22 protein-coding genes are annotated in these 18,224 nt (G+C 40.6%); 3 read left to right on the top strand and 19 right to left on the bottom strand.

The features are described 5' to 3' along the window. Positions 1-39 precede the first annotated feature (39 nt). From AC3E7H_RS06685 to AC3E7H_RS06675, 3 genes are all read right to left on the bottom strand, one after another. Complete coding sequence (locus AC3E7H_RS06685; RefSeq protein WP_490676282.1) at positions 40-1,014, bottom strand: beta-ketoacyl-ACP synthase III; 975 nt, start codon at positions 1,012-1,014, stop codon at positions 40-42. Beyond that, complete coding sequence (gene fabT / locus AC3E7H_RS06680) at positions 1,014-1,448, bottom strand: fatty acid biosynthesis transcriptional regulator FabT (protein ID WP_004251873.1); 435 nt, start codon at positions 1,446-1,448, stop codon at positions 1,014-1,016. Before fabT ends, AC3E7H_RS06685 begins: the two co-directional genes overlap by 1 nt. A 91-nt stretch (positions 1,449-1,539) precedes the next feature. Beyond that, a complete protein-coding gene (locus AC3E7H_RS06675; protein ID WP_025170321.1) occupies positions 1,540-2,325 on the bottom strand; it encodes an enoyl-CoA hydratase in 786 nt (261 codons plus the stop codon). 253 nt (positions 2,326-2,578) lie between these two features. On the opposite strand from AC3E7H_RS06675, the gene AC3E7H_RS06670 reads away from it, so the two are divergent. The 3 genes from AC3E7H_RS06670 (at position 2,579) to serS (ending at position 5,805) form a co-directional block, all read left to right on the top strand. Beyond that, on the top strand, positions 2,579-3,943 hold the full coding sequence (locus AC3E7H_RS06670) for an aspartate kinase (RefSeq protein ID WP_490676281.1): 1,365 nt from the start codon (positions 2,579-2,581) through the stop codon (positions 3,941-3,943). Positions 3,944-3,945: 2 nt separating this feature from the next. After that, a complete protein-coding gene (locus AC3E7H_RS06665) occupies positions 3,946-4,317 on the top strand; it encodes a DUF956 family protein (protein WP_004251868.1) in 372 nt (123 codons plus the stop codon). Between the two features lie 213 nt (positions 4,318-4,530). Beyond that, complete coding sequence (serS, locus tag AC3E7H_RS06660) at positions 4,531-5,805, top strand: serine--tRNA ligase (protein WP_490676280.1); 1,275 nt, start codon at positions 4,531-4,533, stop codon at positions 5,803-5,805. 99 nt (positions 5,806-5,904) lie between these two features. Here serS and groL read toward each other — a convergent pair whose 3' ends face one another. The 16 genes from groL to AC3E7H_RS06580 all read right to left on the bottom strand — a co-directional run bounded on the left by groL (position 5,905) and on the right by AC3E7H_RS06580 (position 18,156). Continuing rightward, positions 5,905-7,524, bottom strand: a complete 1,620-nt coding sequence (gene groL, locus AC3E7H_RS06655; RefSeq protein ID WP_490676279.1) for a chaperonin GroEL — start codon at positions 7,522-7,524, stop codon at positions 5,905-5,907. A gap of 15 nt (positions 7,525-7,539) precedes the next feature. Continuing rightward, positions 7,540-7,824: a co-chaperone GroES gene (groES, locus tag AC3E7H_RS06650; protein ID WP_320692800.1), complete on the bottom strand. Its 285-nt coding sequence runs from the start codon at positions 7,822-7,824 to the stop codon at positions 7,540-7,542. Between the two features lie 135 nt (positions 7,825-7,959). Beyond that, a complete protein-coding gene (locus AC3E7H_RS06645) occupies positions 7,960-8,253 on the bottom strand; it encodes a DUF202 domain-containing protein (protein WP_155458651.1) in 294 nt (97 codons plus the stop codon). Positions 8,254-8,355: 102 nt separating this feature from the next. Next, positions 8,356-9,210 (bottom strand): PTS system mannose/fructose/sorbose family transporter subunit IID, encoded by an 855-nt coding sequence (locus AC3E7H_RS06640; RefSeq protein WP_033586897.1) that lies wholly within the window; start codon positions 9,208-9,210, stop codon positions 8,356-8,358. After that, complete coding sequence (locus tag AC3E7H_RS06635; protein WP_061862698.1) at positions 9,194-10,036, bottom strand: PTS mannose/fructose/sorbose/N-acetylgalactosamine transporter subunit IIC; 843 nt, start codon at positions 10,034-10,036, stop codon at positions 9,194-9,196. Before AC3E7H_RS06635 ends, AC3E7H_RS06640 begins: the two co-directional genes overlap by 17 nt. Before the next feature lie 56 nt (positions 10,037-10,092). Continuing rightward, positions 10,093-10,587: a PTS sugar transporter subunit IIB gene (locus AC3E7H_RS06630; protein ID WP_070460178.1), complete on the bottom strand. Its 495-nt coding sequence runs from the start codon at positions 10,585-10,587 to the stop codon at positions 10,093-10,095. Positions 10,588-10,601: 14 nt separating this feature from the next. Beyond that, a complete protein-coding gene (locus tag AC3E7H_RS06625) occupies positions 10,602-11,039 on the bottom strand; it encodes a PTS sugar transporter subunit IIA (protein ID WP_214262372.1) in 438 nt (145 codons plus the stop codon). 138 nt (positions 11,040-11,177) lie between these two features. Further along, positions 11,178-12,476, bottom strand: coding sequence for an extracellular solute-binding protein (locus tag AC3E7H_RS06620; RefSeq protein ID WP_320692801.1), 1,299 nt, complete (start codon positions 12,474-12,476; stop codon positions 11,178-11,180). After that, a complete protein-coding gene (locus AC3E7H_RS06615) occupies positions 12,473-13,156 on the bottom strand; it encodes a response regulator transcription factor (RefSeq protein ID WP_006147185.1) in 684 nt (227 codons plus the stop codon). The genes AC3E7H_RS06620 and AC3E7H_RS06615 overlap by 4 nt, the downstream gene beginning before the upstream one ends. Positions 13,157-13,162: 6 nt before the next feature. Next, entirely contained in the window at positions 13,163-14,479 is a 1,317-nt protein-coding gene (locus AC3E7H_RS06610) for a sensor histidine kinase (RefSeq protein WP_061862695.1), read from the bottom strand. Next, the gene (locus AC3E7H_RS06605; RefSeq protein ID WP_061862694.1) at positions 14,479-15,462 is read right to left on the bottom strand and encodes a substrate-binding domain-containing protein; all 984 of its coding nucleotides are present in this window, start codon (positions 15,460-15,462) and stop codon (positions 14,479-14,481) included. The genes AC3E7H_RS06610 and AC3E7H_RS06605 overlap by 1 nt, the downstream gene beginning before the upstream one ends. Positions 15,463-15,650: 188 nt before the next feature. After that, a complete protein-coding gene (locus tag AC3E7H_RS06600; RefSeq protein ID WP_490676278.1) occupies positions 15,651-16,046 on the bottom strand; it encodes a single-stranded DNA-binding protein in 396 nt (131 codons plus the stop codon). A 74-nt stretch (positions 16,047-16,120) separates the two neighbouring features. Further along, the gene (locus tag AC3E7H_RS06595) at positions 16,121-16,882 is read right to left on the bottom strand and encodes an SDR family NAD(P)-dependent oxidoreductase (protein ID WP_490676277.1); all 762 of its coding nucleotides are present in this window, start codon (positions 16,880-16,882) and stop codon (positions 16,121-16,123) included. A 29-nt stretch (positions 16,883-16,911) separates the two neighbouring features. Continuing rightward, entirely contained in the window at positions 16,912-17,538 is a 627-nt protein-coding gene (gene ytpR / locus AC3E7H_RS06590) for a YtpR family tRNA-binding protein (protein WP_049527037.1), read from the bottom strand. Positions 17,539-17,551: 13 nt separating this feature from the next. After that, positions 17,552-17,869, bottom strand: a complete 318-nt coding sequence (locus tag AC3E7H_RS06585; protein WP_075227609.1) for a thioredoxin family protein — start codon at positions 17,867-17,869, stop codon at positions 17,552-17,554. Continuing rightward, on the bottom strand, positions 17,866-18,156 hold the full coding sequence (locus AC3E7H_RS06580) for a DUF4651 domain-containing protein (protein ID WP_049527035.1): 291 nt from the start codon (positions 18,154-18,156) through the stop codon (positions 17,866-17,868). The genes AC3E7H_RS06585 and AC3E7H_RS06580 overlap by 4 nt, the downstream gene beginning before the upstream one ends. Between the last annotated feature and the right edge of the window lie 68 nt (positions 18,157-18,224).

Genomic DNA, 18,224 nt, shown 5'->3' with positions numbered 1-18,224 from the left:
AATAGTTTTTTTATAACAATGTGATCACCACATGATTACCTAAATTGTAACAATAAGTGTGCCCCATGTCAAACCTCCACCGAAACCTGACAAGAGAATTTTTTGGCTACCATCCAAATGGATGAGCCCTTCTTCTACACACTCAGAAAGTAAAATCGGGATACTTGCCGCACTAGTATTTCCATACTTCATCATATTAGCAGGAAGCTTGTCACGATCGACACCGATTTTTCTAGCCATCTTATCTAAAATTCGAATATTAGCTTGATGAAGCAAGAGATAATCGAGTTCATCTGCTGATATTGGACTTTTTTCGATGGTCTGTTTAATAGATTTAGCCACGTCTCGAATTGCAAAGTCAAAAACTGCTCTCCCATCCATTTTCAAGAAAACATCTGGTTCTTCTTGAATCGAAAATGGTGAAATCAATCCTGTCTGTCCATAAGTGAGACACTCACCACGAGAACCATCGCTATTGAGACTTTCAGCTAAGAAATGTTTTTGGTCACTTGCCTCAAGTAGTACACCACCAGCTCCATCTCCGAACAAGACAGCTGTTGAACGGTCAGACCAATCCAAAGATTTTGACATGGTCTCACTACCGATAACAAGACCCTTTCGATATGTTCCTGAAGAAATGAACTTTTCTGCAGTCGATAGGGCAAAAACAAATCCACTACAAGCAGCTGTTAAATCATAGGCAAAAGCCTTATGAGCGCCAATCTTTGCCTGAACACGAGCTGCGGTTGAAGGCATCATCGAGTCAGGTGTCATCGTCGCTATAATGATGAAGTCTAGCTCTTCAGCAGAAATCCCTGCCTTCTCTATAAGTTGTCTTGCAACCTCTGTAGCCAAATCTCCTGTTGATTTCGTCTTAGAAATATGGCGTTCTTTAATCCCTGTCCGACTTGAGATCCATTCATCACTCGTATCCATGACCTGAGCCAAGTCTTCGTTAGTGATAATCTGCTCTGGAGCATAATGAGCGACCTGGCTTATTTTTGCAAAAGCCATTACTTCAAATCCTCCAAAAAGTGATAAAGATTAGTCAAGCCTTTTCCCATAACTTCAATCTCTTCAGGACTCATGCCCTCGATAATTCTTTCGACCATGGCCTTATGGAAACGTTTATGAAGACGGTGAACGAGACGACCTTTCTTTGTCAAATGCAGATGTACTACACGACGATCTTGATCTGAGCGGATACGTTCGATGTATCCTTTTCTCTCCAAATTATTTAAACTCGTTGTCACAGTCCCTAGAGTTACCATCAACTCTTTGGACACTTGACTTGGAGTCACTTCTGGATACTTACCGATAACATCAATCGTGTGCATTTCTTTGATAGAGATGTCTTTGAAACGACTACCTCGCAAACTTACTTCCTCGATCACTAGGACGTTGTTAAAAATTGATGTTAAATAATCATTGACTTGTTGGTAGTCCATTTCTCTTCCCTCCTTTATCAAAAAAAGTTTAATAATCAAAACATTTGACAAGAAAAGTATATCAAACTTCAAAGAATAGTGCAAGTATTTTTTATTTCCCGATAAATTTTGGACGTCTTCTTTCAGAATGTGCACGAACACCTTCTTTAAAATCTTCCGTATAGGATAGTGATTTTTGTAGTTCCAATTCAAGTTGAGCATATTCATGCCACTGCTTGAATTCACTTTCCCAAACAAGTTTCTTAATCGCAGCATAGGAATTTGAAGAGCCACGTCTCAACTTCTTCAACAATTGTTCTCTTGTTTTTTCTAATTGTTCACTAGTACATAGACGATATAGAGCTCCTGCCTCCATTGCCTTTTCAGCGGTGAAAGCTTCTCCAGTCATAGCTAATTGAGTTGCTCTAGTTGCACCGAGCGATCTTGTCAGCAAGAATAAGCCACCCGCGTCAGGAGCCAATCCTACACCTACAAAAGCCTGGATAAATTTAGACTTGTCAGATGCGATACAGAAATCAACTGCCAAGGCCATATTGGCTGCAGCTCCAGCAACTGCTCCATCCACCTCCATGATAACAGGCTTAGGAATCTGTTTAATCTTATAAGAAATAGTATTGACCAATTCAGCAATTCGAGTTAAGGAATCAATATCATCCTCATCGACAGCACGTTTCATTTCAACTAAATCACCACCGACAGAAAACACCTTACCAGCAGCATTGATGAGAATAAATGAAACAGAATCGTCTTTTTCAGCTAATTCCAGTGCTTCTAAAATTTCTTCACACATAGGAATATGGAAACCATTTGCCACCTCGGGACGATTTAAAGTAATCACCGCTAAATCGTCTTGAATTTGAAAGATAATATGATTCATAGCCACTCCTTTAATTTAAAAAGCTGATTAAATTATTTTATCTTCAAAGTATATCTTTTTCTTTTTAGTTATACAAGTAAAAATTGTATAAAAGTGTATCAGCCGATTTTTAAAGAGTCTTTTCTATACTAAAAATAACTAAGTTAAGCTAATCAGGTCCAGACCTCTAATAAGATGTAGCCTTTCCTATTGTAGATTGAAAAAAGCCCTTCTTTCTGCTATAATCGTATAAAATACAAACTGAGGAGTTTTTATGAAGGTTGTAAAATTTGGGGGAAGTTCACTCGCCTCTGCAAGCCAATTGAAAAAGGTTTTAAACATTGTAAAAAGTGACCCTGAACGTCGTTTTGTAGTTGTATCTGCACCAGGAAAGCGCGATGCTAAAGATACCAAGGTTACGGATGCTTTGATTAAATATTATCGTGATTATGTAGCAGGAAATGATATCAGTGCTAGCCAAAATTGGATTATCGATCGTTACGCTGCAATGGTTAGCGAACTAGGGCTTAAACCAGCTGTTTTAGAACGAATCTCTAAAAGTATCCGAACTCTCGCTACCCTTCCAATTGAGAACAATGAATTTCTTTACGATACCTTCCTTGCTGCAGGGGAAAATAACAACGCTAAACTCATTGCAGCTTACTTTAACCAAAATGGATTAGAATCTCGCTATGTTCATCCGCGAGAAGCTGGTATTGTTGTAACAAGCGAACCCGGAAATGCTCGTATCATTCCTTCAAGTTATGATAAAATCGAAGAACTCAATAATGGTACAGAAGTTCTAGTTATCCCAGGATTCTTTGGCGTGACCAAGGAAGATCAAATCTGTACCTTCTCTCGTGGTGGATCAGATATTACTGGTTCAATTATTGCAGCTGGAGTTAAAGCTGACCTTTATGAAAACTTTACTGATGTTGACGGAATTTTTGCTGCCCACCCTGGTATCATTCATAAGCCACACTCAATCCCTGAATTGACTTACCGTGAAATGCGGGAATTGGCCTATGCAGGTTTCTCTGTACTACATGACGAAGCACTCCTTCCAGCCTACCGTGGTAAAATTCCTCTCGTTATCAAAAATACCAATAATCCTGACCATCCAGGTACTCGCATTGTTTTGAAACACAGTAGTGATGAATTCCCAGTAGTGGGGATTGCTGGTGATTCTGGTTTTGTCAGCATCAATATGTCTAAGTACCTCATGAACCGCGAAGTTGGTTTTGGTCGTAAAGTACTTCAAATTCTAGAAGACCTGAATATTGGTTGGGAACACATGCCTACAGGTATCGATGACCTTTCTATCATCCTTCGTGAGCGCGAGCTTACACCAATCAAAGAGGAAGAAATCCTCCGTCAACTTGTTCAAAAAGCTGAAGTTGACCATGCTGAAATCGAACATGACCTGTCTATCATCATGATTGTTGGCGAAAAAATGAAGCGCCATATCGGGGTAACTGCTACAGCCACTCGTGCCTTATCTGAAAACAATATCAACATTCAAATGATGTCACAAGGTTCTAGTGAAGTTTCAATCATGTTCGTTGTCCACAAAGACCAAGAAAAAGCGGCTCTTAAGGCTCTCTACCAAGCATTTTTCGGCGAAAGTAAGGAAGACTAAACATGGCACAATCTCTCAATAAAGTCGTTGACTTACAAACTACTGGAACTTCTTACCTCTCTATACAAGGAAAAGTTGGAAAATTTCTGGTAGGAGACCAAGCCTTGGAGTTTTACTCGGATCGCAATATTGAGGATTATATTCAAATCCCATGGTCTAGCGTTAATCAAATCGGAGCCAATGTTTCAGGCCGTAAGGTTAGTCGTCATTTTGAAGTTTTTACAGACCAAGGAAAATTCCTCTTTGCCTCAAAAGACTCCGGAAAAATTCTTAAAATTGCTCGGGAAAAAATCGGAAATGAAAAGGTTGTGAAGCTACCTACCTTACTCCAAATCATCGGTCGTAAAATCAAAAATCTATTTGCAAAAAAATAGAAAGTTTAGTATAATCATAGAAACGGATAAGTAGGTTAAGTTGATCTTTCAGAAAGTCTGCGGGTGCTGTGAGCAGATAGAAAACTTAAGTGAAATTCTACCGTTGTTGCAAACTAAATACATAATTAAGTGCACACCTGTGAAGTTGGATGGAACCGTGGCCCTGCCACTCCAACGCTTTGTCAGGTGTGCTTTTTTCATAAAGGAGTTTATATGCTAGATATTAAACGAATACGTACAGACTTTGATGCTGTCGCTAAAAAACTCGCTACACGTGGTGTAGACGCTGCTATCTTGAACGAGATGAAAGAAATCGACGCTAAACGTCGTGATATCTTGGTCAAGGTTGAAACGCTTAAAGCGGAACGTAATACAGTTTCTGCTGAGATTGCTCAAGCTAAACGCAACAAAGAAAATGCAGATGATAAGATTGCAGCTATGCAAACCCTATCTGCAGAGGTAAAAGCTCTGGATGCTGAGTTGGCAGAAATTGATGCTAAATTAACAGAATTTACCACTACTCTTCCAAACATCCCAGCTGATAGCGTTCCTATTGGAGCAGACGAAGACGATAACGTAGAAGTTCGCCGTTGGGGAACTCCTCGCGAGTTTGACTTCGAACCAAAAGCTCACTGGGACCTTGGTGAAGACCTTGGTATTCTTGACTGGGAACGTGGTGGAAAAGTCACTGGAGCTCGCTTCCTCTTCTATAAAGGACTTGGAGCTCGTTTGGAACGTGCCATCTATAACTTTATGTTGGATGAGCATGGAAAAGAAGGCTATATAGAAGTCATCACACCTTACATGGTCAACCATGATTCTATGTTTGGTACTGGTCAATATCCAAAATTCAAAGAAGATACGTTTGAATTGAAAGACACAAACTATGTCCTCATTCCTACAGCTGAGGTTCCTCTGACCAACTACTACCGTGATGAAATTCTTGACGGAAAAGACTTGCCAATCTACTTTACCGCGATGAGTCCATCTTTCCGTTCTGAAGCTGGTTCAGCTGGTCGCGATACTCGCGGTTTGATCCGTTTGCACCAATTCCACAAGGTTGAAATGGTGAAATTTGCCAAACCAGAAGAATCATACGAAGAATTGGAAAAGATGACAGCTAACGCTGAAAACATCCTTCAAAAACTCAACCTTCCATACCGTGTGGTAGCTCTCTCTACAGGAGATATGGGCTTCTCAGCAGCAAAAACTTACGACTTGGAAGTGTGGATTCCTGCACAAAATACTTATCGTGAAATCTCAAGCTGTTCAAATACAGAAGATTTCCAAGCTCGTCGTGCCCAAATCCGTTACCGTGATGAAGCAGATGGAAAAGTGAAACTCCTTCACACTTTGAACGGTTCTGGACTTGCTGTTGGACGTACCGTTGCTGCTATTCTTGAAAACTATCAAAATGAAGATGGTTCTGTGACCATTCCAGAAGTTCTTCGTCCATACATGGGTGGAGCTGAAGTTATCAAACCATAACTAATTGAATGCAAAAAGAGGAAGCTGAACTTCCTCTTTAGAATTTACAAGAAAGAAAAACAGGTAGAAACCTTTATTTCCACCTGTTTCTTATATTTCTTAGTAACCACCCATCATAGATGGATCCATTGCTGGAGCTGGGGCTACTGGTTCTGGTTTATTCGCTACGACTGCTTCGGTTGTCAAGATGAGACTTGCTACTGAAGCGGCGTTTTGAAGGGCTGAACGACTTACCTTAACAGGATCGATGATTCCCGCTTCAATCATGTTAACCCATTCACCTGTCGCAGCGTTGAAGCCTGTTCCAAGCTCTGCATGCTTCAAACGATCGATAACGATTGAACCTTCATAGCCTGCGTTGTAGGCAATTTGGCGAACCGGCTCTTCTAAGGCACGAAGAACAATGCTACGTCCTGTTGCTTCATCACCTGTCAATTCTAAAGCTTCAACAGCTGGAATGACATTCACTAAGGCAGTACCACCACCTGCAACGATACCTTCTTCAACAGCTGCACGAGTCGCGTTAAGAGCATCTTCGATACGGAGTTTCATTTCTTTCAACTCAGTTTCAGTTGCAGCACCAACCTTGATAACAGCTACTCCACCTGACAATTTAGCCAAGCGTTCTTGAAGTTTTTCACGGTCGAATTCTGAAGTTGTTGTTTCAATTTGAGACTTGATGACAGCGACACGGTTAGCAATTGCTTCAGGATTACCTGCGCCTTCTACAATAACAGTGCTATCTTTATCTACAGACACTTTAGCTGCTTGACCTAAAGCTTCGATGGTAGCATCTTTCAACTCAAGACCAAGGTCTTCGGTAATAACAGTTCCACCTGTCAAAATCGCAATATCTTCCAACATCGCTTTACGACGGTCACCGAAACCAGGAGCCTTAACAGCAACTACGTTGAAAGTTCCACGAATCTTGTTCAAGACAAGAGTTGGAAGAGCTTCACCGTCAACGTCATCTGCAATAATCAAGATCGGACGGCTACTTTGAAGAATACTTTCTAGAAGTGGCAAAATTTCTTGGATGTTTGAGATTTTCTTATCAGTGATTAAAATGTATGGATTTTCAAGGTCTGCAACCATTTTTTCATTGTCAGTGACCATGTACTGTGATAGATAACCACGATCGAATTGCATTCCTTCTACAACTTCAAGCTCTGTTTCCATACCACGTGATTCTTCAATAGTGATAACTCCATCTTTACCAACTTTTTCCATGGCTTCAGAGATGTATTCACCCACTTTTTCAGAGCGAGAGGATACGGCAGCGACTTGTGCGATTGCTTCCTTGCTTGATACTGGAATGGCATTGTTCTTCAAGGCTTCTACAGCAGTTGCAACTGCTGCTTCAATCCCACGACGGATACCGATTGGGTTTGCTCCTGCTGTAACGTTCTTGATTCCTTCACGAACGATGGCTTGGGTCAAGACAGTTGCAGTGGTTGTTCCGTCACCAGCAATATCGTTGGTTTTAGAAGCTACTTCTGATACCAATTTGGCACCCATATTTTCAAAATGGTCTTCTAGTTCAATTTCTTTAGCGATTGTCACCCCGTCATTGGTAATCAATGGTGAGCCGAATGATTTTTCAAGAACAACATTACGGCCTTTAGGCCCCAAGGTTACTTTAACTGTATCAGCTAGGATATCAACACCACGTACCATAGCTGAACGAGCATCTGATGAAAATTTAATGTCTTTTGCCATACTTACTTCCTCCTCTTATTCTTCCACGATTGCTAAAATGCTAGCTTCACCAACGATGACATATTTTTCATCGCCATCTTTGACCTCGATACCTGCATGAGCTTCGACTAAAACTTGATCTCCAACTTTTACACTTGGAGCAACTAGTTCACCGCTCAAGGTACGAACACCTTGTCCTGTAGCCACTACTTTAGCTGTTTTTGTTTTTTCTTGAGCTGATCCTGCAAGGACAAAGCCTCCAACAGTTTGTTCTTTTTCTTCAATTTTCAAGACCACGCGGTCTCCTAATGGTTTCAACATCTGTTTTCCTCCATAACATAATCATATTGTTAGCACTCTTTACTAACGAGTGCTAAACCATAGTTCTATTGTATCACTTAGTCAGAAATAGTCAAGAAAAAAACACCTCAAAATGAATGAGATGTTCCTTAAAGATCACTTTAGAATTATTAACTTTCGATTAAAATCATCGACGACTTTTTGGAGATTGATTCGTCCTCGATAAATACCATATCCAAAAACCACCATTCCCAATATTCCAACTAAGGCAAGTAAAATTCCGAAAATTAAGATTGGGAGTAAGCTATTATGAAAGAGATAAATCAAGACCATACCTACACTGGTAATGATAAAGAGTAAGCTAAACCAACGGCCAAGATTTTCAATCATATGACGTTGATACTTAATTTCTGTTTCATATCCATTAACAAGTTCTTGTTTTGTAACCATGAGGATCCTCCTGACAAAAATTGAGAATGAAGGGTAAGAGAAGGAGGTTGGTCTACTTCATTCTCAAAATTTTCTACTAGTAAATATGTGCTTTTCTTGAGCTTAGTAATTAAGATGCGGGTCAAAGATACCTAGAGCAACACCAACCAAAGCGACAACAACTAGAAGCAACATTACTTTGTTTGGTGAAACTTTTTTCTTAGACATTAACCACCAGCAAATAGTGATGAAAGTTGCTGTCAAGAGACCTGGATAAACACCATCAATCTTTTCTTGGATATTTAAGAAGACTTTTCCTTCAGAATTCTCGAATTGAAGGGCTGTTGTAACAGATACCCAAGTTGCTGCTACCGCACCGATAACCATACCACCAACAACGCTAATCGCTTTACGAAGAGCTTGTCCTTTTGGTCCTACTAGAAATTCAACGGCTTTATCCCCCAATTGATATCCTTTGAAGAAGGCAAAGCGCATACCAAAGTATACTAAGAGGTTCCATACGACGATGTAGAAGATAGCACCAGCGATGTTACCACCTTTAGAGAGACCGAGGGCAATCCCCAAAAGAACTGGAATCAAGGTCCCAACGACCAATGAGTCACCGATACCAGCGATTGGACCCATCAAACCGGCACGCATACCATTGATGGTTTCACCATCTACTGCATCTCCATTTGCACGCGCTTCTTCCAAACCAGCCGTAATCCCTACAACGAGAGAGCCAAGTTGTGGTTCAGTATTGAAGAAGGCAGTATAGGTTTGCATAGCATCTTTTTGTTCTTCTTTTGTATCATACATTTCTTCTACGATTGGAAGCATAGAAGTCAAGTACCCGAAGGTTTGCATGTGTTCTTGAGAGAAACAAGTCAAATGACCATAATACCAATGATGAAATGCTTTTGCTAATGTTTTCTTTGAAATTTTCTTTCTATCAGCCATTTTAAATATCCTCCTCATCATCGTCTACGTAAACAACCCCAGCTGGAGCAGCTTTCATAGATTTGATTACTTCAAGTTCATAGTAGATTACTGCAAAGATCAATGAAACAACTGCACTAGCTACCAAGTTCAATCCTAGAGATTTAGCCAAGGTAAATCCAACAAAGAATGGAATGAAGTCAGTTGCTTTTGTAACAATTTGTTTCAACAAGATAGCAATACCGACACATGGGAGAAGGGCTCCAACTGTAAAGAGGGCTTTCATCCAGAAACCATCCATAGGAAGGTAAAGTTTCATCAAATCAACCATGTTTTCACCATATTTAGTGATAATCATAGTTGGAAGGAAAGAGAAGAGGAAGTGAGAGATCCAAGGATAAATCCAGTCAACTGCGTAGAGTTTTTTAAAGTTTCCTTCTTCAACAGCTTTCCAACCAATGTGTTGCCAAAGCAAGTTCATTGTAGCTGTACCGTAGAAAAGAACAGTACCGATTGTCCCAACGGCCGCACCGATTGGGGCTGCAGCTGCTGCAATTCCAGCTTCGTCTGTGATGTGATTTGCATGCACAAACAAGATAGCAAGAGGAACACCGATATAAGAGATTGCACGAACATCAGCAGATACGGTTCCACCAGGTGTTACCAAGGCGATATAAACGACTTGAAGGGCAACCCCGACCATAATACCGGTTGTCACATCTCCAAGAATTAAACCTGAGATCAACCCACCGATCAAGGGACGACCGAGTGTATAGTTCCCGATACTGGAACCTCCCATACCAGGCATTGAAGACAAGCTGGCGAAAACTGCAAGCAAGATTGCTTGAATCCATGAAATTGTCATAACAAACGCTCCTTTTGTTTGTAAATTTATTTACCTAACTAATAAAACTGTTAGGTTTAAAAACCAAATTTAGATTTGAAATCATCCCAGTAACCAATTGAAACATCCGGCAACAATTGGAATTTCACCTTATATCCTGCTGCTTGAATAGCCTGAAAGGCTTCTGCTTCTTCCTGGGTGATGGATTGGTTATTGCCCAATTTCACTGCACCAGGTCTATCATTTGCAGGGCCAACGATGATTTCTCTGACATCACCTGGGACAAAACCTTGATCCACCAAAATTTCCTTCATATCGATTGGGTTTTTGGTAATCAAGAAGTACCGACTGTCAGATTCCGTTACTTTTGCTGACTTTTCTTTAAAGGCTTCTTTTGTCCATACAAAGGTTTTCTTGTCTGATGCGCCTTTGTAAGCTTGGATCAAAACCTTGTTTGATGCTGCTGCATCGTTTACGGCAATCAAACCATCACATGGTTTTTCTTTTGCCCAGCGTGTGACTGTTTGACCGTGAATCATGCGGTCATCAATCCGTACAAATGTTACTACCATAAGGTACCTCCCTATTAAATATCGTCATCATCTTCTTCAGCACTAGTGGCTGAAACTTCAAAAGGTTGTAGTGCAGATTGTGCTTCTGATAAGATAGTTGCTGACAAATCGTCTCCATCCAACACATCCTTCATCACAACTGCTGTCAGGGCCATGGTCAGGTTCATCCCACCAAGAATCAAAGCTCCATCTAGCTTTCCAGCTTCTTCTAGGACAGTGGCTGCCGTAGTTAATGGACTACCACCTACAATATCTGCTAAGACTAGCACAGAATCATCTGCTGTCAATTCTGAAATGCTCTCTCTAAAATCAACTGCAAAGTCATCGACCGATTTTCCTTCTTTAAGTCCAACTGCGATGACCTGATTCATCTTGTCACCAGCAAACATAGCTAGCGATGTTTTTAGTCCTTCTGCCAATCCACCATGACTGACTAAAATGAGATATTTCATTTTGCTACACCTCCTTTATTTGACTCTATTGTAGAATATTTGGAAGCGTTTTTACATTGTCAAATGTCACATGATAAACATGACATTTAGCAACAAAAAAATGACATCTGTCACTTGACACAATGTCATCTTATTTTTTTAAACTCCTACCTGAAGACTACTTTCAATTTCCCTCTGAATTTGAGGCAAGCGGTTCTCGACATCTTGATAGCGCAAAGCATTGCCAATCAAGTAGTCCAGCTTTTCCAACATTTCTTTAGAGACATTCTTGGGACTACTTTCAACAGCTTGTTCCATGATACGATTCAAGGTCTGATTGGTCAAGGAATCCGTGCCAAAATCATCTACCTGTAGAAGATCTTTACTAGATTGACTTTGTACCACCTGTGGCATAACGGAAATCCCTTGAGATTGAGCAAAGAGGAGTTGTTGAATTTCTGGATCTTCTGTCAACAATTGCATCAATTCCCAAACTAACTTGGAATGAGGAGTCCGAGCAGACATGGCAAAAGAAGTCGTCGTAACCAAAGTCGCCTTTGTAGTTTTTGACTTAGCAGGCATAGGGATACAGGTCCAGGTAAAGTTTGAATATTTATAAACGTGGTAAGGATAAGGTTTATAGGTTCTATATTGAGCCAAAGTCATGGGATAAAAAGCGACTTTCCCCTGGTCAAAATCTTTGTAACTCACCTTGTAGTTCTTATTCAGGTCTTCCAATTTTTGCAGAAAAGTCAATGATTCTTTGACTTCTGGAGCCGTAAGTTTAAGCATCCCACCTTGAAAGAGACTACCCCCATTTGCTGCCAAAGCTTCTTTCCAGGTATATTCTGTACTCCCAAACTGATCCAATTGACCATCTCCATTGGTATCTTTGGTTAGTTTTTTACAAATTGTATAGAACTCTTCCAAGCTCCAACCTTCCTTGGGAACCTCAATGCCTTCTTTATCCAGCAAATCTTTATTGACACACATCAAAATAGGATTACTTTCATAAGGTAAGGCATAGGATTGCCCCTGATAGACACCTGATTCAAATGCAACAGGATAAAAAGCAGCTTGGTCTTCATGATTCATATAGCCATTTAACTTTTCTAGAACGCCACGTGCCGCCAATAAGGACAGATCTTGCTCAGAAACCATAAACACATCCGGCGTCTTTCCTGAAACAATCTTTTCTGAGAGCCAGTCTGAATAATCCGACTGTGGAATCCCATTTTCATATTCCACACGGACATTAGGATGGGACTTTTCAAATTTTTGAATCGCAAGATCCAAAGCATGGGAGCGTTGACTGGTCGGTACATCCCAACTAGATCCTGCATAAACGCCTATATGGAGCACGATCGGTTGTTGTTTCCACCAATAAAAACCAGTACTCAAAGAGAGCACAAAAAGGAGAACGATTCCCCAACAAAGATGCTTTCGGTTTAATTTCATTCCGTATTTCCTTTTGAAAAATCGCGTCTAGTCACTCCTGTTTGAACTGACCAAATTGCTAATTGCGTTCGATCTCTTAGGTTTAATTTCGCCAAAATCGTTGATAAGTAATTGCGCACAGTTCCTTCTGACAAGAAAAGTTTGGCAGCAATTTCTTTGTTTGACTCGCCATAGCCGACTTCTTGAATAATTCGCCATTCTGTCGTGCTCAAATCCTTGACGTTGTCCTCATCCACAGCAATAGAGAAATTCGATTTGGCCATTTGAGAGAAGATCTGAAAGACCTTACTTGCGATATTGGGATTGATCATAGCTCCACCTTGATGCACCACCTTAATAGCCTCATAGAGCTCTTCTGTAGAGGCTCCCTTTAAGAGATATCCTGAAGCACCATACTTGAGTGCACTATAGATAAATTCATCATCGTCAAAAGTTGTTAAAATAATAATTTTGATATCCGGATAGTGTTCTTTTACTTCTTTTGTAGCCAAAACCCCATCCATGCCTGGCATCCGAATATCCATCAGGATCAGATCAGGATGCGTCTGTGGAATACTGGACAAGACATGATTCCCATCTTCCACTGTAGCTACTACTTCGATGTCGGAGTGAGCCGACAAAATAATTTTCAAAGATTCTCGAATCAAGGCTTGGTCATCTGCCACCATTACTTTAATCACCATATCTTATCTCCCTTCTTTATATTTTGGTAAACTGACACGTGTGAAAAATCCATCGCGACTTTCAAATTGAAGCTGACCTCCTAGAATTGAAATACGCTCCATCATCTGTTTGAGTCCATAACCATAAGTTAAGGTTTTAAACCCAACTCCATTATCTTGCAAAGCGATCAAATAATTCTCTTTATCCTCAAAAAAATGGAGTTTTAGTTGGCTGGCGTGACCGTGGCGAACCGCATTGGTCATAGACTCTTGAATCACACGAAAGATCGTATCTTCAATCATGACATCCATATCGACATCTACCCATTCATAGTTTAGATCAACTTGTAAGTTGGAAAGAATTTGATACTCGCGGATGGTCTTTTCTAAAGCATCTTTGAGAGTTCGTCCCTCAAGGGCTCCCGGACGAAGACGATTAAGAGAACCTCTCACATCTTGGATTCCTTCACGGACCACTTCTGATACGTTTTTCACCTGCTCTTTTGCCCGATTTGGATCGATATCGATCAAGACCCCAACAGCATCTAAACCTGCTGAGATGCCTGTTAGTGCGTGCCCCAGAGTATCATGAATCTCACGAGCAATCCGCTTACGCTCCCGATCCTCTGCAATCTTCTCAGACAAGGCCATATAATTGTTCAACTCCGTATTAACCTTGGACACCATGGCCAATTCTTCCTCTACTTCGTGGTTCTCCGCAAGGACGTTCATAATATAAAACAAAAGTGAAATAATGAAGAATACCATATTCGAGGCATAAAGGGAATTCTTTAAGAAAAAGGCCAGAATGCGAATAGATTCAGGATAAAAATGAATATAGACATCTAAGGACGGAATCGGGAAGAAAAGCGAAAAGACATCTGAATTTGTCACAAGGAGCATCAAGAAGCTCACTAGGATAAAGGCAAACCAATACTTCCGATCTCTCTTGGTATTCAACTCTTTGGAACCATAGAAGATATCCGCAAAAACCAAGAGAATGAGCCCGTTATAAGCTACATTTTGAACCCACATCAGAAGCAGCATCAGGAGAATCTCCAGAATATTCCTCTTATCAAAAATAGACCATCGACTCGTTTGAGGCAGATATCGACTCATCGATATCAAAGCAATCCCAGCAAACAAAACTGCAGACAACCAAAAAGTCGTAGATGGAGCAAAGGGAATACGCTCTAGACGCTCTAATAATAGAGAGGCTTGGCGTTGAGCTATGATATAGTTGGTTGCTTGAAGATAGATGATACTGTTTAGCATAACAGCGATAAAATTGACGACCATAAGAATGGCCAAACTGTATCGAACACCTCTAAACTTTCTCATTACTGCCACCCATTCACATCAAACTGATCAATGTTTTCCTTTGTCATCATTTCAACTGGAATGCTCACCTCTTTGGTATAGCTCTTCCCTTCAACAATATCTTGAATAACCTCCATCACGCGGTCTCCCATCTTCAAAGGGGACTGAGCAACGGTCCCCACAACATCATCCGTCGAGTGCAACAAAGATTTCATATCTGGTGAACCATCGATTCCATAAATCGCAACGGGGTAAGTTATTCCTTGCTCCTTAATTGCAGCCAGAGCTCCTATAGCTGAGCGATCATTTAAGGCAACCAAGGTATCAATTTCAACCCCTGATTGTAAAAAATTCTGGACAGCCGGCATGGCGATTTCCGTTTGCCCCTTGGTTTCCAGTTCCGATACAATCTGATAAGAACTGTGCCCCTCAATAGTGTCTTTAAAGCCCTGAATCCGCGTATCTGCTGAAACAGTCCCCTTATGTTCCAAAAGGAGGACCCGAGCACTAGAAGAACGTTTCATCAACTCTTTAGCAATCAATACTCCCGCTTGGTAGTTATCGGATACAATACTTGCATCTGGCTTAAAATTCTTCAGTTGGGTATCGACCGCAATGATTTTAATTCCTTGTTTTCTAGCTTTTTCAAGAGCAGTTAAAATTGACTGGCTATCCCCCTTGACCGGATTGATCACTATCATATCAACTTTTTGAGCACAAAAATCATCAATCTGTTGGCTCTGTCTTTCTTCGTCCAATTCTGGATCTCGGACATAAACAAGAGCTCCTCTTTCATCGGCAATTCGACTAATTTCCGAATGAATACTTTTATAGAACCCATTGTTCATGGTCATATAGGTGACACCAATTTTAGTCTGATCCTTGATGCCACTTGTTTGACAACGGCCGAAAACCCATAAGAGAACACAGACCACTGGAATCAGCAGTAATAGACGCTTTATCAGCCATTTCAACAATTCTATTTTCTCTTTATTTTTCGTCAAATTTCATTCCTTTTCTGAAAATTTTGAATATATATTACTTTATTCTACTACTTTTTCAAAAAAAGTGCTTGATTTTATTGTACAAGTGCATTTATTTGACCTATTTAAGAATTAATTTCCGAACAATAGCACAAAAATAATAGAAAAAGCTGGTCTATAGGCGAACCAGCTCTTCTATTTGATTGATATTAAAATGGAAGTTCCTCTTCTTCCAAGACCAAATCTGCTAAGTCTTGTCCTGCATTATTTTCACGCATAGCACGTTGGGCACGGCTTTCTAAGAGTTGGAAACCTGTACAGAGAACTTCTGTTACATAGTTGGTCTGGCCATTCTTCTCAAACTTACGGGTACGAAGTTCCCCATCCACAGAAATGAGACTACCCTTGCTTCCATAACTAGCCAAGGTTTCAGCAAGTTTGCCCCAGACCACAATATTGATGAAGTCTGCTTCACGTTCCCCATTTTGATCTTTATAACGGCGATTCACTGCGATCGTTGCTCGTGCAACGGACTTGTCATTGTTGGTTTTGTGCAATTCTGGTGTTGCCACAATTCTTCCAATAAGAATAACTTTATTAAACATTTTTTCATCCTCCTACTTATCTATTCGAAGGAATTCAAAAAAAGTTACAGGATTTGTAACTTTTTTTAATAAAATTAATCTCTATGAATCATAAATCCAGTTGCTTGTTGATTAGCCATGATGGTCATATCTGTAATTTGCACACGACGAGGTTGGCTGGTCACATAAACTACAGTATCTGCAATATCTTGCGCCTGTAGGGCTTCAAGTCCCTGATAGACCGTTGCAGCCCGTGCCTCATCTCCATGGAAACGGACCTTAGAAAAGTCAGTCTCTACGATTCCTGGCTGAATGGTTGTCACCTTGATATCTGTAGCTATGGTGTCAATCCGAATCCCATCTGAAAAAGTTTTGACAGCTGCCTTGGTTGCTGAATAGACTGCTGCACCAGCGTAGGCGTAAATACCTGCGGTTGAACCCATATTAATGATATGACCTTGATTTGCAGTCACCATAGAAGGCAAGAGACAACGAGTGACTGCCATCAAGCCCTTGACATTGGTATCCAGCATGGTCAGCATATCCAACTCTTCATAGTCCTGATAGGGTGCTAAACCAAGAGCCAGTCCAGCGTTATTAACCAATATATCAATCTGACCCACAGTTTTTAGAATATCTGAACAGACAGTCTTAACCATGCTCATATCCGTAACATCTAAAGGAAAGATCCAAACTTTTTGATTTGGAAAGGCTTCTGCGAACTCAGTTTTGAGAGCTTCAAGTCTTTCTGTTCGACGCCCTGTAAGAACGATATTTTCACCTTTTTCTAGATAGGCACGCGCAATAGCTTCACCAATACCTGATGTTGCACCTGTTATCACAACATTTTTTGCCATCTTACTTTCTCCTATCTAACTTAACAAATTTAAGCTGTCCAGTGTTTTGATGGGTCAAATGGTGTTCCGACAACTTGGTCTTCTGACAATTCAATGATCCCACGTTTTTGTGGAGCATTTGGTAAGGCAAGTTCACGAGGACTGCACATCATCCCAAAACTCTTTTCACCACGAAGTTCCCCTGGGAAAATGAGATTCCCTTTTGGCATCATAGCTCCTGGAAGAGCAACAATGGTTTTTAAACCGACACGCGCATTAGGAGCTCCTGCAACAATTTGCACTGTCTTATCACTCGCAACTGCCACTTGGCAGATATTGAGGTGGTCACTATCTGGATGCGCAACCATTTCTACAATTTCACCAACGACAAATTTGGGTTCCTTGTCATTGATGATTTCCTCAGCAAATCCTTGAGCCTGCAATTCTTGATTCAAACGTGCTACTTGCTCGTCTGTCAAAAATATTTGGCCACGTTCCTCAATTTCGAATAAGCTAGAAACTTCAAAAATGTTCCAAGCAACAGTTTCACCAGTTTCCTTTAGGAAAACACGTGCCACATTGCCTTTACGCTCAACATCTAGTTTGGCATCGCCACTGTTTTTCACGATGACCATAAGGACATCACCGACATGTTCTTTGTTATATGTAAAAATCATTCTTTCTTTTCTCCTATTTTAATTCTGCTAAAAAGTCGTTTATTTGTGCCTTGGTTTTACGGTCACGATTAACAAAGCGTCCAATCTCCTTGTCCTTATCTAAGACAATTAGACTTGGAATCCCGTATACATCCCATAGTTTTGCAAGTTCCATGTACTCATCTCGGTCTACTCGTATAAAGGTAAACTCTGGATTGGTCTCTTCAATCTCTGGCAGAGCTGGATAGATATAGCGACAATCGCCACACCAATCCGCAACAAAAAGGAGGACCTTCTTGCCATCCTGTTCTACTAGATTTGCTAATTCTTCTATACTCTTAGGAGAAATCATAAGACTTCCTCCTCGTAGATGAGATCTTCATCTTCGTAGACAAAGGTATAGTGACGACCATCTTCAAAAATAACACCACCAACAAGACGTTCTAAGCTACTTTCGTACACTTGGACATAGAGAGTTCCAATCTCACCCATTTCTGAAAAGTAGTCTCGCACAATAGCTGTCAACTCTTCCTGGTTCTTCATGAGTTTGTGATCATCAGCGACTTTCTTAGCACCAAAGGCAAGAGCTCCAAGCCCTACCACGACTAAACCTGTTTTAATAATATTTTTCGTTTTCATGCTAACATTGTAACACAAAAAGGCTCAAGGAACAATGAAAAAGGGAGTCCCACTCCCCTTTCTAATTT

Source organism: Streptococcus sp. SCPM-O-B-15304 (M98), from assembly GCF_058200215.1.
Note: the sequence above shows the minus strand (reverse complement) of the source record. Positions and strands in the feature narration are given on the sequence as shown.

Bases quoted from the DNA above. Each gene is read 5' to 3' on its own strand.
- AC3E7H_RS06685 (WP_490676282.1), bottom strand. From the start codon at position 1,014: ATGGCTTTTGCAAAAATAAGCCAGGTCGCTCATTATGCTCCAGAGCAG.
- fabT (WP_004251873.1), bottom strand. From the start codon at position 1,448: ATGGACTACCAACAAGTCAATGATTATTTAACATCAATTTTTAACAAC.
- AC3E7H_RS06675 (WP_025170321.1), bottom strand. From the start codon at position 2,325: ATGAATCATATTATCTTTCAAATTCAAGACGATTTAGCGGTGATTACT.
- AC3E7H_RS06670 (WP_490676281.1), top strand. From the start codon at position 2,579: ATGAAGGTTGTAAAATTTGGGGGAAGTTCACTCGCCTCTGCAAGCCAA.
- AC3E7H_RS06665 (WP_004251868.1), top strand. From the start codon at position 3,946: ATGGCACAATCTCTCAATAAAGTCGTTGACTTACAAACTACTGGAACT.
- serS (WP_490676280.1), top strand. From the start codon at position 4,531: ATGCTAGATATTAAACGAATACGTACAGACTTTGATGCTGTCGCTAAA.
- groL (WP_490676279.1), bottom strand. From the start codon at position 7,524: ATGGCAAAAGACATTAAATTTTCATCAGATGCTCGTTCAGCTATGGTA.
- groES (WP_320692800.1), bottom strand. From the start codon at position 7,824: ATGTTGAAACCATTAGGAGACCGCGTGGTCTTGAAAATTGAAGAAAAA.
- AC3E7H_RS06645 (WP_155458651.1), bottom strand. From the start codon at position 8,253: ATGGTTACAAAACAAGAACTTGTTAATGGATATGAAACAGAAATTAAG.
- AC3E7H_RS06640 (WP_033586897.1), bottom strand. From the start codon at position 9,210: ATGAGGAGGATATTTAAAATGGCTGATAGAAAGAAAATTTCAAAGAAA.
- AC3E7H_RS06635 (WP_061862698.1), bottom strand. From the start codon at position 10,036: ATGACAATTTCATGGATTCAAGCAATCTTGCTTGCAGTTTTCGCCAGC.
- AC3E7H_RS06630 (WP_070460178.1), bottom strand. From the start codon at position 10,587: ATGGTAGTAACATTTGTACGGATTGATGACCGCATGATTCACGGTCAA.
- AC3E7H_RS06625 (WP_214262372.1), bottom strand. From the start codon at position 11,039: ATGAAATATCTCATTTTAGTCAGTCATGGTGGATTGGCAGAAGGACTA.
- AC3E7H_RS06620 (WP_320692801.1), bottom strand. From the start codon at position 12,476: ATGAAATTAAACCGAAAGCATCTTTGTTGGGGAATCGTTCTCCTTTTT.
- AC3E7H_RS06610 (WP_061862695.1), bottom strand. From the start codon at position 14,479: ATGAGAAAGTTTAGAGGTGTTCGATACAGTTTGGCCATTCTTATGGTC.
- AC3E7H_RS06600 (WP_490676278.1), bottom strand. From the start codon at position 16,046: ATGTTTAATAAAGTTATTCTTATTGGAAGAATTGTGGCAACACCAGAA.
- AC3E7H_RS06595 (WP_490676277.1), bottom strand. From the start codon at position 16,882: ATGGCAAAAAATGTTGTGATAACAGGTGCAACATCAGGTATTGGTGAA.
- ytpR (WP_049527037.1), bottom strand. From the start codon at position 17,538: ATGATTTTTACATATAACAAAGAACATGTCGGTGATGTCCTTATGGTC.
- AC3E7H_RS06585 (WP_075227609.1), bottom strand. From the start codon at position 17,869: ATGATTTCTCCTAAGAGTATAGAAGAATTAGCAAATCTAGTAGAACAG.
- AC3E7H_RS06580 (WP_049527035.1), bottom strand. From the start codon at position 18,156: ATGAAAACGAAAAATATTATTAAAACAGGTTTAGTCGTGGTAGGGCTT.